This window comes from Pseudophaeobacter sp. TrK17 (assembly GCF_042192375.1).
Classification (GTDB): Bacteria; Pseudomonadota; Alphaproteobacteria; order Rhodobacterales; family Rhodobacteraceae; genus Pseudophaeobacter.
The window spans coordinates 131,662-147,878 of sequence record NZ_CP071700.1; the positions used below are offsets into that span (position 1 = coordinate 131,662).

Below are 16,217 nucleotides of genomic sequence, written 5' to 3' on the forward strand. Positions count from 1 at the left end.
GACCAAAAGGACACCGGCCATGCCCGCCACAACTGCCCCCATCGGCTATTCCCGCCTGCAGATCGCGCTGCATTGGCTCGTCTTCGCGTTGATCGCGCAGCAATACCTCTTCAAGGACGCGATGTCGGCGGCATGGGACCGCGTCACCGATGGGCTGGAAGCCGGGTTCGATCCGCTCGTGCTGGCCCATGTGGCGGGCGGCGCGCTTGTGATGATCTTCGCGCTTTGGAGGTTGACGCTGCGCGCCCGGCGCGGTGTGCCTCCGGCGATCGAGGCCAACAAGGTGCAGGGCGTCCTTGCCAAGCTCACTCATGTCGGCCTCTATGCCCTGATGGTTCTGTTGCCGGTCAGCGGCTCGGTCGCGTGGTTCGGCGGGGTTGAGGCGGCCGCACAGGGCCACAACGTGATGAAGATCGTCCTGCTGGCGCTCCTGGCCTTGCATGTGGTCGGTGCGCTTTACCACCAGTTCGTGCTGCGTGACGGAACGCTGGCGCGGATGCGTCGTGCGCAGGACTGAGCCCATGCGTCTGGCCCCACTTCTTGCCCTTCCGCCCATTGCCCTTGGTGCTGCCGTTGCGGTCTGGATGATCTCTAACGCGCCCGGTCCGGCACAGATCGAAGGGCGCGCGTCCGCGCTGCACGTCCGGGTGATGACGGTCGCAGCGGAGGAAATTCGCCCGACCGCAACCGCCTGGGGGAATCTGAGGGCGGCTGACACCTGGGTCGCCGTGGCCGAGGTGCAGGGCGAGGTTATCTGGCGCCATCCGAATCTGGAAGCCGGACGCTTGATCCCGGCCGGAACCGAGGTGTTGCGGATTGACCCGGCCGATTACGAACTGGCTCTTGCGCAATCGCAAGCCGATCTTGCGGCACTTGCCGCCGAGCGCGCGCAACTGACCGCTGAGGCGGCCAATACAGCCCGAATCCTTGATCTGGAACGTGCTAGGCTGGCGCTGGCGGAGGCCGACCTGACCCGCACTCGCACGCTGGCCGAACAGGGCACCGTCCCGCAATCCCGCGCTGACGAGGCCGAGCGCGCTACGCTTCTTGCCCGGCGCACGGTTGCCGAGCTAGAAAACATCCTCGCGCTGATCCCGCCGCGCGAGGCGCGGATCGAAGCGCAAGTGGCCCGCAGTGAAGCCGCTATTGATCGCGCCCAGCGATCGCTGGAACGCACCACATTGACCACGCCCTTCGACCTGCGCGTGATCGACGTGGGCGCAGAACAATTTCAGACCGTGGCCCCGGGACAGGTCCTGATCCGGGGCGACAGCATCGCAGCCGCCGAGGTCGTGGCGCATCTGCCGATCGACAGCTTTCGCCGCCTGGTCGGAGATGTGCCCGAAGGCATCACCATTGCCGACATGATGCGCGATGGGCCGGCCACGCAGATCGACGTTACCCTCAGCCCATTGTCGGATCAGTCCCAGACGTGGCCCGCTCGTGTGACCCGGATCGAAGGTGCACTGGACGCCCGCGCGCGCACCGTGCCCGTGGTGGTCACGGTCGATGCTCCCTACGAGGATGCGGATCCGCCACACCGTCTGCCGCTGGTTCCAAACATGCAGGTGCAGCTTTCCTTCGCAGGCGCGACCCTGATGGGTGCCATCGCAATCCCCGAGGCGGCGTTGCATGGCGGCTTTGTGCGGGTTGCCGGTGCCGATGACCTGCTGGAACTGCGCCCTGTCATCGCCACCTTCGCGCAAGAGGGCCACGTGGTCATTGCCGAAGGGCTCGCCTCAGGCGACCGCGTCGTGATCGACGACATCGCTCCCGCTATCCCCGGCATCGCCCTGACCCCCGTCGAGGCCGCGCCATGATCCGCTGGTTCACCGGTCACCCGACGGCGGGCAACCTCCTGCTGCTGCTGTTTCTTGCCGCCGGTGCCTTTGCAGCACCCGGCCTATTGCGCGAAACCTTCCCCGATTTCCGCGCGGTCGAGGCCGAGATCACTGTCCCCTATCGCGGGGCCGCCGCCGAAGATGTGGAAACCGCCATCTGCGCGCCGCTTTGGGACGGTGTGCAGGGTGTCGAGGGGCTCGAGACCTTCACCTGCACCGCGCAGACAGGCCGCGCGCGTGCCGTAGCGACCATGGCGCCGGGCAATGACGCGCTGCGCTTCGTCAATTCGCTGCGCACCGAGGTTTCGGCCATCGACAGCTTTCCCGATCGCGCCGATCCTGCCGTGGTGCGCGAATTGCACCGCTCCGATCCGGTCACATCGGTCGCCATTTCGGGCGATCTGCCGCTGGGCGAGTTGGACCTCTACGCCGATGGCCTGTCCGACCGTCTGGCCGCCTTGCCCGGCGTTGCGCGAGTGACGCGTGGGGGGCTCGGTGCCCGGACGCTCTCCATCACAGCGGACCGCGCCGTGCTTGACAGCCACGGCCTGACACCTGCCGTTTTGGCCGCCGCCATCGCCGCACAGAACATCGATCTGCCCGCCGGAGCGCTGGAGGGTCCGGGCGCTGACCTGACCCTGCGCTTCACCGCCGAGCGCGATACGGCAATCACCCTTGCGATCATCCCCGTGCTGGTCCTGCCGAATGGCGCAACCCTGACACTGGGTGATGTGGCCGTGATCGAAGAACGCTTCGAGCCACCGCAGGACCGCGCCTTTGTAAATGGCACCCCGGCCATCTTGATCGACGTGGCGAAGGCACTTGATGCCGACGCGCTGCGCGTGCTCGACGGGGTCGCGGCGCTGGTGGCCGAGGAAACCGTACGCCTGCCCGACACGATCAAGGTCGAGGTGGTGCAGGACGTGACATCCATCATCCGCGACCGGCTGGTGATGCTGGTGCAGAATGGCGTGATCGGCCTTGTGCTGGTCGTGATCGTGATGAGCCTCTTTTTCCGCCCCGGTTTCGCGATCTGGGCTGCGATGGGCCTGCCCGTGGCCTTTGCCGGGGCCTTCGTCTGGATGGCCCTGACGGGCCTCAGCCTGAACATGATGACGCTGGTGGCGCTGCTGATGGCGATCGGGATCGTGATGGACGATTCCATCGTGATCGCGGATTCCATCGCCGTGCATGCAGCCAAGGGCGCAACGGTGGAGACCGTGGCCGCGGGCGTTGCCGCTGTGGCACCTGGCGTCACCTCATCCTTCCTGACCACGCTCGCCGTGTTCCTGCCGCTCGCCTTTCTGGCGGGCGAACTTGGCGCGGTGCTCGAGGTTCTGCCGGTTGTCTTGCTTGCCGCTCTGTTTGCGTCATTGATCGAAGCCTTCCTGATCCTTCCGCATCATCTGAAAGGCGGGATGAAGGAAACCACCCCGTCGCGTTTCCGCATCCGCTTCGACGCAGGGTTCGATGCCTTGCGCGAGGGCATGGGCCGTCTGGCCGATACCGCGATCCGGGGCCGCTGGTTGGTTGCCGGTCTGGCCATCGGCGCGCTGATCCTGACCGTCGGTGCCTTGGGCGGCGGTGTCGTCAAGCGCGAGGCGATGCCCGAGATTGACGGCGATGTGCTGGAGGCGCGGCTGATGTTGCCCGCAGGCACACCGCTGGACCGCACCACCGAGGCGGTCGCACAGGTCGAGGCGGCGCTGGACCGTGTGAACGCGCGCCTGACCCCTGACCAACCGCAGGCGCAACCGCTTGTGATCCGCCGCATCACCCGGCTGGGCCGCAACCTGTCCGCGGGTGAAAGCGGGGCCAATGTCGCCACCGTCGCGGTAGACCTTCTGGGGGCAGAGACCCGCACCAGCACGCTTGATGATATCGTCACGCTCTGGCGCGAAGAAATCGGCGCTCTGGCTGGCGTTTCCTCGCTGATTCTGACCGAGCCCGGGATCGGCCCGCAGGGGATCGCGGTAGAACTGCGCCTGAGCCATCCCGACCTCGCCACGCTGGAGGAGACTGGCCGCACCACGCTGGCAGAACTGGAAACCTACGCCGGCGTGCGCAACGCCATCCTTGACCTGCGCCCAGGTTCACCCGAGTTGCGGTTGAACCTGTCACAAGGGGCCGAGGCACTGGGCCTGACCGCCACGGATGTGGCCAGCCAGCTTCGTGCGGCTTTCCTTGGCACGCAGCTTGCGGAAATCCGGCGCGGCGATCTGGCCTGGGATCTGGAGGTGCGGCTGTCTGATGACGATCGTGCCACCCGCGCCAATCTGAACATTTTCGAAATCGCTCTGCCTAACGGTGGCACCGTGCCGCTTTCCAGTGTCGCAACGATAACCGAAGCGCGCGGCTGGGGCAGCATCACGCGCCGCAACGGATCACGCACGCTGACTGTTTCAGCCGATGTCGACGGGCGGATCGGCAATGCCGACGCGATCACCGCTCGGCTGGCCGAGGACTTCCTGCCCACTCTGGCGGCCAACAACTCCGGCCTGACCTTCGACATTGGTGGGCAGGCCGCGAATTCGGCGGAAACCGTCGCCTCGATCCTGCGGGGGTTCCTGATCGGGCTTGTGGGCATCTACCTTGTGCTCAGCTTCCAGTTCCGCAGCTATGTCGAGCCACTGATTGTGATGATCACCATTCCACTGGCATTCCTCGGGGTGATCTGGGGTCATGTTCTGATGGGCTACAACATCTCCATGCCATCTCTGGTGGGCGCGGCGTCGCTCGCGGGCATTGTAGTGAACAACGCGATCCTGCTGGTCGGCGTCATCAACACCCGCCGCGCCGAGGGATTGTCAGCTGCGCTGGCTGCAGGCGAAGCTGTGCGATCGCGGTTCCGTCCCATCTTCGTCTCGGTCTCGACGACGATCATGGGCATGGCGCCCTTGCTGCTGGAAACCTCAACCCAAGCCCAGACGCTCAAGCCGCTAGTGATCTCGGTTGTCTTCGGGCTCTTGGCTGCGACGGTTCTGATCCTGCTGGTGTTGCCCGCATTCTATACGGCACTCGAAGATCTTCGGGGCGGGAAACGGGGCAATGTCGAACTGTCAGGAGGTCGCTGACCCGACATTATGGCACGGGCACGACGCACGGGCAGATGCATCATGCCTGCTGCCCGGCATGAGCTGGGGCTGCCTCGCTGGATCGTCATTTCATAGATGACCGGCAGCTTTGCTGAAGCAAGTGAAACGGCCTGAAAACGGCGACCGGCAGCTAAGGGCCGAAAACGATTATCTTCCAGTTCATTGAGCGATCGTCCATGTCAACGCCATGTCAACGAACGTACGTCATTTTTTGAGTGTGAGGCACCGTGAGTGTTGGCCAATGTCAGCGAGTTTTGGGCCTGTAATTTTGTGATTTCAAAGGCTTGTCGACTAATCTTTTGATTTTATTAAGCAATTGAAATCGCTCAATAATGGGCTCATAACCTGAAGGTCGTAGGTTCAAATCCTACCCCCGCAACCAGCGCCTCTTGTGAGGTAGCGCCAGTAGAATACGCAGACACACAGCCCCCTTGCGGGGCTGTTTGCGTTTCTACCCTAAGCTCTTGATGCACGTGTTGAAGTTTAGAAAGTTCCGCTGCAATGCGGCTGCTTTCTGACGTAGTTGCAACCGACAGAATGCCTGCCAGGTCGCCAATCAGATCAACCGTCAATTCTTCACCCGTCTCGTTGGGGGTGAGGACTACTTTGTCGATCATTGCGCGCAGATGCTGTGATGCTTCGGCACGTGTCTCGGGGTTGTTCATGGTGTCCATCAGGCCGCGCACTTCCTTGTGGTAGCGGTCCGCCATATTGGGGTGGAAGATGATCTTCTCTTCTTCCTGAGTGGACAGCACCTGTTCCAGCTCATTGAGGCGGTTGTTGACGATGACAGCGCGGTCTTTGATCATCTCGGCAGGCACGCCATCGCAGATGGACTGTACGATCTTCTGCTTCTCGCGTTCCAGCTTGCGCTGTTCCTTGATGAAGTCATTGCGTGAGGCGTTGTGTTGGCTGCGCAGGGCATTCATCCGCTTGGTGTATTCCGCACAGAAGGTAGCCACCAGGCGTTCATCCATCAGGTTCTTGTTGAGGGCGTTCAGAACCGTCTGTTCCAGGTCTTCACGCTTGATGGTGAGGCCATTGCGACAAGTGCCTTTGTTCTTCGCTGTGGAGCAGGCTAAGCGTGTTTGGTTGTGCATCGCGAAACCTCCGCCGCAGCAGCCGCATTTGACGAGGTGCGACAGCAAGTAAGTTGGGCGATTGCGCTTGTGCAGCGGTTTGTCTTTGCGGTTGTAGACGCCTTGCTGGGTTTTGACTTTGTCCCAAAGGCTCTGATCGATGATGCGCAGGTGCGGCACATCAGTGACCACCGGTAATCCCCCCTAAAAATAGTGGTGTTCCAAAGTAGAATTTTCTCGGCAAGATATCTGAGGAGATTTATGATGAAGAATGGACGATTTAGCGACGCGCAAATCATGGCAGTGTTGAAGCAGGCGGAGGGCGGTGTGCCGGTCTCTGAGCTTTGCCGCGAGCACGGAATGAGCAGCGCGAGTTTTTACAAATGGCGGGCCAAGTTTGGCGGCATGGACGCGTCCTTGATTTCCGAGATGAAGGATATGGCGGAAGAGAACCGTCGTCTGAAGCGCATGTATGCCGAGATGAGCATGCAAAACGACCTGCTGAAAGAAGCGCTTGGAAAAAAGCGTTAAGGCCGTCTCATCGGCGAGAGATGGCCATGAATGCAGTTGCGCAATATGGGGTCAGCATAGCTCTGGCCTGCCGTGCGTTCGAGATCAGCGAGACCTGCTATAGATACAGCCCTGTGCTGAGCGATGACAACGAAGAGATCGCAGATTGGCTTGAACGCTTGACGGCTAACAAGCGGACCTGGGGCTTCGGCCTGTGCTTTTTGTATCTGCGCAACGTGCAGGGCTATGGCTGGAACCATAAACGTGTCTACCGGGTCTACTGTGAGCTGGCGTTGAACCTGCGTATCAAGCCGAAGAAACGCTTGAAGCGGGACAAGCCGGAACCACTGGCTGTGCCTGAAAGACCAAATGAAACTTGGTCCATGGACTTCATGGCGGATCAGCTGGCGGATGGCCGGTCGATCAGGGCATTAAACGTCTTGGATGACTTCAATCGCGAAGGACTGGCTATTGAGGTCGACTTCTCGCTGCCTGCTGAACGTGTCGTGCGTGCGCTGAACCAGATCATTGAGTGGCGCGGAAAGCCCCAAGCTATTCGTGTGGACAACGGCCCAGAATACGTCAGCGGGAAGCTCATGGAATGGGCTGAGAAACGCAATGTGCGGCTCGAATATATCCAGCCCGGTAAGCCCCAACAGAATGCCTATATCGAGCGCTACAACCGCACCGTTCGTGGCGAATGGCTGGGGCAATACATCTTCGAAACCATCGAGGAGGCACAGGACCAGGCAACACAATGGCTCTGGACTTACAACAACGAGCGACCCAACATGGGCATCGGCGGCATGACACCCGCCATGAAACTGAAAACGGCTGCGTGAATTCTACGGCTGGACCCAATTAAAAATGGGGGGATTACCCAGCTATCTATGGCTTTGCGTTCGGTCTTCTTGCTGCCCAAGTTGGTTTCCCATGGTGGGGCGTTGGACTGATGAGCGCCACCGTTCATGCAGGGTCGTCTCAGATCGTCGCGGTGGAACAGTTTGCCTCCACGCAAACGGTGGCCGGTGCTGCCCTGGCGGGTGCTGCGCTGAATCTCCGCTATATAGGGATTGTCGCATCGCTGTCGGATGTGTTGGCAGGTCTATCGTTGAGGGCCAAACTCTTGGCGATCCACATCACGGGCGACGAAAACTGGGCGTTGACGATGGCGGAACGCGCCAAATCGCCAGATGTTGGGGCGGCCTTCCTCATGGGATCAGGCCTTGTGATGATCGCTGTCTGGACAGTTTCAACAACGGTTGGAGCAGTGATTGGGGCGGTGCTGCCCGACCTTGAACGCTTTGGATTGGGGTTCGCCTTTACAGCCGCATTCATTGCAATGGCACGAGGGCTTTGGCGTGGAAGGTCACAGATGTTGCCCTGGGTGGTCGCCGCCACCGTAACCATCGCGGTCGTGTCACTTGGATTGCCGAAGGCCTATGCAATCGTCGCTGGGACGGTTGCCGGGCTGGCGATGTCCTTGATCTTGCATCGTGCCAGCGGAGTGGTCGCATGAGCGTCGCGCACTGGGGGGGCATCGGCATTTTAGCTCTTGCCGCGTTCTCCATTCGCATTCTCGGTTTGATTGCAGGCGGACGCATCCGTGGCTCACGCCATGCGTGGGTGTTAGACGATTTACCGGGTTTGATCGTTGTCAGTCTGGTTGCAGCATCGCTTGCGGGTCAACCGTTGCAGACATGGGTTGCTGCCGGCGCGGCACTCGGAGCGGCAGTTTTAACCAATCACGTTATTGCCACGATGGTGGTTGGTGTGGTGGCCTTTGCGGGTCTCGCAGCCTTTGGGCTGTGACATTGGAACGGGGCCTGGCGAGTACCCCGCTGCAGGTCCTTAGTCGAGCCTCAGCTTTCTCGAAAGAGGATTTGCGTTCCGTTACAACAGTCTCGCCATTGGTCCTTAGACAGTCTCCTGAACCCACCCAGATGAACCGTCTCTGACTGTTCTGAAATAATCTGTCGTAAGAACGATGACTTCAAAAGATTCGACTGCGCTATTCGGGTAAACTACATACTGAACACACGTGTGGGCACGAGGCCTGATGTTGTAGGGGGGGCATATGACGGCAAAAGATCTGGGTGAGCAGGATGAGTCCCTTAGAGAGCTAAAGGTTTCGTCGCCGCAACAGGTAAGATCGGATTCCCATCTGAAGGTTGATGTTTTTCAAGCTGCGACGCGTGAGATTTCATTAAAAGATCTGTCCTTGCTTCAGGAACTGATTGTCGGTGTCTTTTGGCCGCATCGCGACAGGGATCTCGAAATGCTGATACAGCTGGGGCAGGGATACCTTGCTTTGGATGAAATTGGCCGCCCTTTGAGTTCTGCGATGAAGTTCGAAATGGGCTCGGAATTTGCGATGTTGGGTATGATGATCACTGCTCCGCGTTTGCAGACACTGGGGACGGGGCGCTGGATGTTGGAGCAAATCATGGAGGACTGTGGCGCGCGGGATCTACGTCTGAGTGCAACGCGTGCGGGCTACCGCTTGTATAAAAATGTGGGCTTTCAACCGGTGGCAACGATCCGGCAGCAACAGGGCATCGCGCGGGCGATTGTGCCGCCGCCACCACTGGCTCATACCGATGTGCGCGCTGTTGAAGAGAGAGACTGGCCAAAGCTGCTGGAACTGGACACAGGCGCCTATGGTGCCGATCGCCAAACCATTCTTCAGGCGCTGCAGGTCAAATCTGACTGTATTGTCGCAGAGCGCGCAGGACAGATTGCGGGATATGCGATGATCCGCAACTTTGGCCGAGGTCAGGTGATTGGACCCGTGGTGGCAGACAGTGACGCGCTGGCGATACAATTGATCGCGCCGTTGATTCAGAAACGCGCAGGAACCTTTCTGCGCCTGGATACCCTGGTGGAGGAAGGCGAATTGACCGAGTTTCTGTCAGCTGTCGGGCTGGGCCTGTATGACACTGTGACAGAAATGTACCTAGGCAAACAGCGGCGCGCCACAACGGGCGCTGTGTTGTATGGATTGGCTGCGCACTCCCTGGGGTAAGGGGCCTGCCCCAGGGTTACGACAGGCGGTCTTTGAGACCAAACCACAGGCCCACTAGCGGAAGAAACCAGGGCTGGCCGGAATGGGCGGGAATTGTCGGCCAATTCAACCCATCCAGAGGCGTGTCTTCCTTGACGCCCATAGCTTTGTTCGCCAGTTTTTGCCCCAGCAATGTTGAAAACTGCGCCCCATGGCCGGAATAGCCCATGCCATAGATCATGCCATCAGCTTCGCCCGCCCGGGGAAAGCGATCTTTGGTCATGCCAACAAGACCTCCCCAGCAGTAGTCGATGTCGATGTTTTGGGTCTGCGGAAAGATTTCGGTCATGGATTTGCGCAAAATGGCGCCCGACTTTGCGTCTGAGCGCTGATTGCTATCCGCAGAAAACCGCGCCCGCCCGCCAAAGATCAGCCGGTTATCCGGGGACAGGCGAAAGTAGTTCCCGATGTTCAGCGAGGTTACACAGGTGCGATTCCCCGGCATGACCTCCGCGACTTCGATTTGGGACAACGGACGGGTGGCCACGATGAAGGAGCCAACAGGAATGATGCGCCTGCGAAAGAACCCCAGGGGGGCGGTTTTAACCTGCGCAGAATAGGCCCCGGTGGCGGCGATCACACGATCTGCGGTCAGGCTGCCGCGCATGGTGTCAAGCTGCCAGCCCTTTGCGGTTTTGGATCGCGCAGTAACTGGAGCGTTTTCCCAAATCGTGGCCCCGTGCCGCTGTGCCGCCTGCGCCAGGCCGCAGACATAGCGCCCCATATGCATCATGGCAGACTTTCCATAAAGGATCGCACCATGAAAGCGATCACTGCCAACCTCATCCTTCAGCTCAGAGCGGTCGAGCCAGCGGGTCTCTGGGTCGACCTCTTTGTTCAGCAGCTCAAAATTCGCTTTCATAGCCGTAACATGAGACGGCTTAGAGGCCAGTTTCAGTTTACCTGAGCGGCGAAAATCACATTGAATGCCCTCAGCCTCAATAAGTTCCTCGATAACATCAATAGAGTGATCGTAGGCCTGATACAGCGCCTGGGCGCGTGTCGCGCCCAAGTGGGATTTGGCAGAGGCAAAATCATGGGCCAGGCCGTTGTTCAGATGGCCACCGTTTCGTCCAGAGGCCCCGGCGCCAACGTGTTCTGCCTCCAGGATCGCCACAGACACCCCCGCCTTGGCAAGGCGATGTGCGGCGCTGAGCCCGGTAAAGCCGGCCCCGATGATGGCAACATCAAAGTGACCGCTTACCGGGGCAGGGCATGCCGCCTCGAACGGGGCAGCTGTTTCATGCCAATAGGAGGCAAACTGCATTACAAACCAACCACTTTTGCCAGACCGGAAAGATCGGGGAGTTCTGTGTAGCCGTAGTATGGGTTTGCCGGCTCATGGCCGCGGTTGATCCAGACCTTATTGGTGATCCCCAGATCATGGGCTGTCATCAGATCGTAGCGGAAAGACGACGATACATGCAGGACGTCTTCTGGTCCGCACCCAAGCTGATCAAACATATACTCAAACGCCCGCATTTGCGGCTTGTAGGCCTGCGCGTCTTCGGCTGTGAACACATGCGCGATGGGCGAGCCCAGTTTTTCGATATTGTGGGGGATTTGCGCGTTCATCGAGTTGGTCAGCGCCACCAGTGGTATTTCATGGGCCACTTTGGCCAGCCCAGCGGGCACATCGGCATGGGGTCCCCAGGTTGGGACGCGGTGGTAGATTTCTTTCGCAATCGCAGGATCAAAGGCCAGATTGTTCCGTTTGCAAGCCCGTTCAAGCGCGTTGTAAACGATCTCAGCATATGGCTTCCAGGCCCCCAGAACTTCATCGAGGCGATAGGCTGAAAAATCCTGGATGAATTTTGCCAGTGCCTCTGCGGACAGAATGTTGCTGTAGTGATCCGTCGCCGCACCGGCCATATCAAAGTTAATCATGGTGCCGTGGCAGTCAAAGGTGATGTATTTAGGGCGGAAGGTCATCCGAGCTCTCCAGTGTTTCGTCGAGACCATCTTGTCGCTTTCCAAGGCGCGCCAGATGCCGGGTTTGCCAAAACCAAGGCAGGAAATTCTGAAATACAAATGCACAACAGCAGAGCCTGCCATCTGACCGGCGGGCTTAACCGATGCGCCTTGTGAAGCCGGTGCAGACTATCTGCAGATAAGGTGACGTTAGAAAATGGGGCAGCAGATGACAATTTTAACCGCCGAAGACCTGTTAGGCAGGCTGGTGGGGTATCCCACCGTTGTAGGGCACGCAAACCTCAACCTGATACAGTTCATTGCTGATTACCTTGAGAGCTACGGAGCCCAGGTTCGTGTTTTGACCGGGCCAGAAGGCGACCGCGCCAATCTGTTTGCCACCATTGGCGATCCCTCAGTTCCGGGATACATCCTGTCTGGGCACGTGGATGTTGTGCCCGCCGGCGAGCCTGAATGGAAAGGGGATCCTTTCAAAATGCGCCGCGATGGGGACCGCCTGATTGGGCGCGGAACCTGCGATATGAAAGGCTTTGATGCCGCTGTCCTGGCGGCGGTGCCAGATCTGGCAGCCCTGTCGCTGTCTGCCCCGGTTCATATTGCACTGTCCTATGATGAAGAGGCCGGCTGCAAAGGGGTGCCCCATATGATTGCGGAGCTGCCAAACCTTTGTGCCAGGCCGTTGGGCTGCATTGTTGGGGAGCCAACGGGATTGCAGCCCGTGTTGGCCCACAAGGGGAAAGCGGCGCTGCGGCTGCGGGCCAAAGGTTTGTCCGGTCACAGCTCGCGCCCTGATCAGGGGCAAAATGCTATTCACGCTTTGCTTCCGGCGCTTAGTGCGGCTGCGGCGCAGGCTGAGGCCTTAAAGACCCAATCGCAGGATGCGCGTTTTGCGCCGTCCTATTCGACCCTTCAGATTGGTGTTGTGCAGGGCGGGCAAGCGGTCAACATCATACCGGATCACGCCGAAGCGCTGATCGAAACACGGGCCATTGCCGGTGTCGATCCCCGGCAGCTGATGGCGCCGATTATCGCACAGGCCGGATCTTCGCTGGAGGTTGACTGGATTTCCTCCTACCCGGCGCTGGCATTACCGACAGAGTCCGACCTGAGCCGGCTCATGAGCGAACTCTCTGGAAAACCACCCCTTGGGGCTGTCAGTTTTGGCACCGAAGCAGGGCTGTTTCAGCAGGCTGGAATCCCTTCGATCATCTGCGGTCCGGGGGACATCTCGCGGGCGCATAAACCAGAAGAGTATCTGACCCGCGCAGAGCTGGAGGCAACGCGGGACATGATCTGTAAGCTGGGCCAGCACCTGGCAAACTAGCTGCGTAGCATTTTGTGCTGCAAACACTCACGATGCAGTTTCTTTGCTGCTTTCCCCACCTCAAACGCAGCGCAACGCGTATGGCAAAGCCGGTAGGCTGGGGGCAAGTAATCATGGAATTGAAATTATGACGACAACTTTGGACAGGATCCAATTGGTGGATTTCTCCGCAGATCACTTGCCCGGAGCGGTGCGGCTCAGCCAAGAGGCTGGATGGCCACACCGGACACAGGATTGGGCGCTGACGCTTTCGCACTCCACAGGGGTTGTAGCGCTACAAGAGGGTGAAGTTGTGGGCACGGCGCTTGCCTCGGTTTTTGGCGATGTTGCCACCCTGAATATGATCATCGTTGATGAGCGCCTGCGCGGTCGCCGCCTGGGGCGTGGTCTGATGGATGCGGTTATTGCGTATGCTGGGGCACGTGAAATGCGGCTGATTGCAACCCAGGACGGGCTGCCGCTCTATGAAAAGCTGGGGTTCAAAGCGATCGGTGACGTCGCGCAGTTCCAAGGGCTGGTTCGGGCCGCTCCACCCGCCGATGGGGTGAACACCGATGGCTACGATCTGGACCGTATGGTCGCGATGGATAGGGCCGCCTCTGGCTTGGAGCGCGGCGATCTGCTGAAGCAGATCTCAGAGCAGGGGCAGGTGTTCTATACCGACCAGGGCTTTGCCATGCTGCGTGATTTTGGCCGTGGCAAGGTGCTTGGCCCGATTGTCGCGCAGAATCTGGAAACGGCCCGCAGTTTGCTGGCGACAGCGGCGCACACAGAAAACGGCTCTTTTCTGCGCCTTGATACGCCGGTTCCAGAACTGGGCACATTTGCGCAGGAGCTGGGTCTGGAACCCGTCGGCGGCGGCACCTGCATGGTGCTTCAGCCGCAGCAGGTCACCTATGGCAACACCTTTCAGACCTATGGTCTGGTTTCTCAGGCTTTGGGGTAAACAATGAACACTCAACTGCATTCAAACGCGTTACACGAATTGGACCGTCAGCATTTTGTGCATCCGGTCTCGTCCTGGCAGGGACACGAAGCACGGGGTGTTCGCATCCTGAAAAGCGCAAAAGGGGCCACCGTCACCGATTCTGATGGTCGCCAGCTTTTGGATGGTTTTGCCGGTCTGTGGTGTGTGAACGCCGGCTATGGCCATGAAAGCGTTGTTGAGGCCGCGGCCGAGCAAATGCGCCGTCTGCCCTATGCGACAGGGTATTTTGATCTCGGCTCTGAGGCCCCCATTAAATTGGCGGCCGAGTTGGCGGACCGCGCGCCGGGGGATCTGAACCACATCTTCTTTACGCTTGGCGGCTCTGACGCGGTGGATAGCACCATTCGGTTTGTGCGCTACTATTGGCATTCCAAAGGCCAGCCCCAGAAAGACCAGTATATCTCGGTTGAACAGGGCTACCACGGCTCCACCTCTGCAGGCGCGGGCCTGACTGCGCTGCCGGCGTTTCACGACGGGTTTGGTGTGCCGTTCAATTGGCAGCATAAAATCCCGTCGCATTACCTGTATCGCAACCCGGTGGGAAGCGACCCTGCGACCGTTATTGCCGCATCGGTTGCCGCCCTAAGGGCAAAGGTTGCAGAGCTGGGGCAAGAACGCGTTGCCGCCTTCTATGTAGAGCCGATCCAGGGTTCATCAGGCGTCTTGGTGCCACCCAAAGGCTGGATCAAGGCAATGCGCGACACCTGCGCCGAGCTGGACATCCTTTTTATCGCGGATGAGGTTATCACCGGGTTTGGCCGTACCGGCCCGATGTTTGCCTGCGAAGAAGAAGGCATCGTGCCCGACATGATGACAACGGCAAAGGGGCTGACCTCTGGCTATTCGCCAATGGGGGCCGTGTTCCTGTCAGATCACGTCTACCAAACAATTTCCGAAGGGGCGGGGCCAAAGGCCGTTGGCCACGGCTTTACCTATTCAGCGCATCCGGTCAGTGCGGTTGTGGCGCTGGAAGTGCTGAAGCTTTATGAGGGCGGGTTGTTTGAAAACGGCATCAAGATGGGGGACCGTTTGCAAAAGGGGCTGGCCGGATTGTCAGATCACCCCCTTGTTGGGGATGTGCGGGGCCGGGGGATGTTGGCCGCGATTGAACTGGTCACGGATAAGGCAAAGAAAACTCCAGTGCCCGCCGAGCTCCAGGCCGCGACACGTCTGTTTGATCGTGCATGGGACAACGGCCTGATCATTCGCGCCTTTCCGCAGGGCGTGTTTGGATTTGCGCCGCCGCTGTGCTGTACCGCTGATGAAATCGACGCCATCGTTGATCGAACCAAACAGGTGCTTGATCTCACCCTGGAAGATCCGGAAATCAGAGCCGTGCTGCGCGGATGACTCTACTGCTTCAAAGCTTTCCTGCGCGGGCCAAGGTCTGGAGTGAGGTCTTTGCCGCCGCAGGAGAGCCTCTTTTCACCCAGGCTCCTTCGGGGGCGGAGGCCAAAGACGTCACGGCATTGGCCTGCTGGCAGCCGCCATCTGATTTGACGGTATACCAAAACCTGAAACTGGTTTTGTCCGTTGGGGCTGGGGTGGATCAGATGCCTGCTTTGCCTCAGCATATCATGCTGTGCCGGTCTGCGGCGCCGGGGATTGAAACGCAGGTGCGCGACTGGGTGACCATGGCCTGTTTGATGATGCATCGGGATATGCCCGCGTATCTGCAGCAGGCCCGCACAGGGGCGTGGAACAGTCGGGACACCAGGGCCACGACCACGCGCCGGGTTGGCGTGCTGGGCATGGGGCGGATCGGCCGACTGGTGGCCCAAAGCTTGACCGCTTTGGGCTTTCCGGTTGTTGGCTGGTCGCGCTCTGGGCGGCCTGTTGACGGGGTTGAAATCTATGGCGCCGAGGCCTTGTCGGCGGTGCTGGCACAGGCTGACATCTTGGTCTGTCTGCTGCCCCTGACCCAGGAAACCAAGGGCATTCTGAACGCAAAAACCTTTGCCGCGCTGCCCAAAGGTGCCCATTTGGTTCATGCCGGGCGCGGTGCGCACCTGCATATGGATGATCTGCGGGATGCCTTGGACAGCGGGGATCTGACCTTTGCCATGTTGGATGTCACCAATCCTGAGCCGCTTGCCAAAGGCCATTGGGCCTGGGCACATCCGCAGGTGATCATCACGCCGCATATTGCGGCGCAGACCGACGCATATGAAGGGGCGCACCACGCGCTGAATGTTATCCAGGCCCTGAAACGTGGGGAAATTCCACCGGGTTTGGTGGATCAAACCAATGGCTATTGAAAGGCGCGGGTGGCGAAGGTCGGCAATCAGATGTTCTGCGGACTTCACCAACTTGGAAGATTCTGCCGCAGGAGGCCCGGATATCAAACAATATGCGCAGGTTTACTGGCGGATGATGAGTTCAGG

Annotated in this window: 14 protein-coding genes; 11 read left to right on the forward strand and 3 right to left on the reverse strand. The window is 59.7% G+C overall.

Translation table 11 applies throughout. From position 1 onward, the window contains the following. Positions 1–19 precede the first annotated feature (19 nt). Genes JZI28_RS00650 through JZI28_RS00660 form a run of 3 tightly spaced genes read left to right on the forward strand, consistent with a single transcriptional unit; the run spans position 20 to position 4,915 of the window. Entirely contained in the window at positions 20–517 is a 498-nt protein-coding gene (locus tag JZI28_RS00650; RefSeq protein WP_173486852.1) for a cytochrome b, read from the forward strand. A gap of 4 nt (positions 518–521) precedes the next feature. After that, positions 522–1,820, forward strand: coding sequence for an efflux RND transporter periplasmic adaptor subunit (locus tag JZI28_RS00655; RefSeq protein ID WP_375698899.1), 1,299 nt, complete (start codon positions 522–524; stop codon positions 1,818–1,820). Then, positions 1,817–4,915 carry an efflux RND transporter permease subunit gene (locus JZI28_RS00660; RefSeq protein WP_375698900.1) on the forward strand — a complete coding sequence of 1,033 codons (3,099 nt, stop codon included), beginning with the start codon at positions 1,817–1,819 and terminating at the stop codon, positions 4,913–4,915. Before JZI28_RS00655 ends, JZI28_RS00660 begins: the two co-directional genes overlap by 4 nt. A gap of 359 nt (positions 4,916–5,274) precedes the next feature. On the opposite strand, the gene JZI28_RS00665 is transcribed toward JZI28_RS00660, so the two are convergent. Continuing rightward, entirely contained in the window at positions 5,275–6,207 is a 933-nt protein-coding gene (locus JZI28_RS00665) for a recombinase zinc beta ribbon domain-containing protein (RefSeq protein WP_375698901.1), read from the reverse strand. Between the two features lie 72 nt (positions 6,208–6,279). On the opposite strand from JZI28_RS00665, the gene JZI28_RS00670 reads away from it, so the two are divergent. The 4 genes from JZI28_RS00670 to JZI28_RS00685 all read left to right on the forward strand — a co-directional run bounded on the left by JZI28_RS00670 (position 6,280) and on the right by JZI28_RS00685 (position 9,550). Beyond that, a protein-coding gene (locus JZI28_RS00670; protein WP_375697739.1) for an IS3 family transposase occupies positions 6,280–7,367 on the forward strand; the annotation gives its coding sequence in 2 pieces (ribosomal slippage) (positions 6,280–6,541 and positions 6,541–7,367; 1,089 coding nt in all). A 44-nt stretch (positions 7,368–7,411) separates the two neighbouring features. After that, positions 7,412–8,044, forward strand: coding sequence for an AzlC family ABC transporter permease (locus JZI28_RS00675; protein WP_375700058.1), 633 nt, complete (start codon positions 7,412–7,414; stop codon positions 8,042–8,044). Continuing rightward, entirely contained in the window at positions 8,041–8,337 is a 297-nt protein-coding gene (locus JZI28_RS00680; protein WP_375698902.1) for an AzlD domain-containing protein, read from the forward strand. The genes JZI28_RS00675 and JZI28_RS00680 overlap by 4 nt, the downstream gene beginning before the upstream one ends. Before the next feature lie 265 nt (positions 8,338–8,602). Then, on the forward strand, positions 8,603–9,550 hold the full coding sequence (locus JZI28_RS00685) for an N-acetyltransferase (RefSeq protein WP_375698903.1): 948 nt from the start codon (positions 8,603–8,605) through the stop codon (positions 9,548–9,550). 16 nt (positions 9,551–9,566) lie between these two features. On the opposite strand, the gene JZI28_RS00690 is transcribed toward JZI28_RS00685, so the two are convergent. Both JZI28_RS00690 and JZI28_RS00695 read right to left on the reverse strand, forming a co-directional pair. Further along, complete coding sequence (locus JZI28_RS00690) at positions 9,567–10,856, reverse strand: NAD(P)/FAD-dependent oxidoreductase (protein ID WP_375698904.1); 1,290 nt, start codon at positions 10,854–10,856, stop codon at positions 9,567–9,569. Further along, entirely contained in the window at positions 10,856–11,521 is a 666-nt protein-coding gene (locus JZI28_RS00695; protein WP_375698905.1) for a haloacid dehalogenase type II, read from the reverse strand. Before JZI28_RS00695 ends, JZI28_RS00690 begins: the two co-directional genes overlap by 1 nt. Before the next feature lie 208 nt (positions 11,522–11,729). On the opposite strand from JZI28_RS00695, the gene argE reads away from it, so the two are divergent. From argE to JZI28_RS00715, 4 genes are all read left to right on the forward strand, one after another. After that, complete coding sequence (gene argE, locus JZI28_RS00700; protein ID WP_375698906.1) at positions 11,730–12,845, forward strand: acetylornithine deacetylase; 1,116 nt, start codon at positions 11,730–11,732, stop codon at positions 12,843–12,845. A gap of 127 nt (positions 12,846–12,972) precedes the next feature. Further along, positions 12,973–13,791, forward strand: coding sequence for a GNAT family N-acetyltransferase (locus JZI28_RS00705; protein WP_375698907.1), 819 nt, complete (start codon positions 12,973–12,975; stop codon positions 13,789–13,791). Positions 13,792–13,794: 3 nt separating this feature from the next. Next, positions 13,795–15,183, forward strand: a complete 1,389-nt coding sequence (locus JZI28_RS00710) for an aspartate aminotransferase family protein (RefSeq protein ID WP_375698908.1) — start codon at positions 13,795–13,797, stop codon at positions 15,181–15,183. Further along, positions 15,180–16,091: a 2-hydroxyacid dehydrogenase gene (locus tag JZI28_RS00715; RefSeq protein ID WP_375698909.1), complete on the forward strand. Its 912-nt coding sequence runs from the start codon at positions 15,180–15,182 to the stop codon at positions 16,089–16,091. Before JZI28_RS00710 ends, JZI28_RS00715 begins: the two co-directional genes overlap by 4 nt. The last annotated feature ends 126 nt before the right edge of the window (positions 16,092–16,217 follow it).

Coding starts and splice junctions, on each gene's coding strand:
- JZI28_RS00650 (WP_173486852.1), top strand. CDS start 20: ATGCCCGCCACAACTGCCCCCATCGGCTATTCCCGCCTGCAGATCGCG.
- JZI28_RS00655 (WP_375698899.1), top strand. CDS start 522: ATGCGTCTGGCCCCACTTCTTGCCCTTCCGCCCATTGCCCTTGGTGCT.
- JZI28_RS00660 (WP_375698900.1), top strand. CDS start 1,817: ATGATCCGCTGGTTCACCGGTCACCCGACGGCGGGCAACCTCCTGCTG.
- JZI28_RS00680 (WP_375698902.1), top strand. CDS start 8,041: ATGAGCGTCGCGCACTGGGGGGGCATCGGCATTTTAGCTCTTGCCGCG.
- JZI28_RS00685 (WP_375698903.1), top strand. CDS start 8,603: ATGACGGCAAAAGATCTGGGTGAGCAGGATGAGTCCCTTAGAGAGCTA.
- JZI28_RS00690 (WP_375698904.1), bottom strand. CDS start 10,856: ATGCAGTTTGCCTCCTATTGGCATGAAACAGCTGCCCCGTTCGAGGCG.
- JZI28_RS00695 (WP_375698905.1), bottom strand. CDS start 11,521: ATGACCTTCCGCCCTAAATACATCACCTTTGACTGCCACGGCACCATG.
- argE (WP_375698906.1), top strand. CDS start 11,730: ATGACAATTTTAACCGCCGAAGACCTGTTAGGCAGGCTGGTGGGGTAT.
- JZI28_RS00705 (WP_375698907.1), top strand. CDS start 12,973: ATGACGACAACTTTGGACAGGATCCAATTGGTGGATTTCTCCGCAGAT.
- JZI28_RS00710 (WP_375698908.1), top strand. CDS start 13,795: ATGAACACTCAACTGCATTCAAACGCGTTACACGAATTGGACCGTCAG.
- JZI28_RS00715 (WP_375698909.1), top strand. CDS start 15,180: ATGACTCTACTGCTTCAAAGCTTTCCTGCGCGGGCCAAGGTCTGGAGT.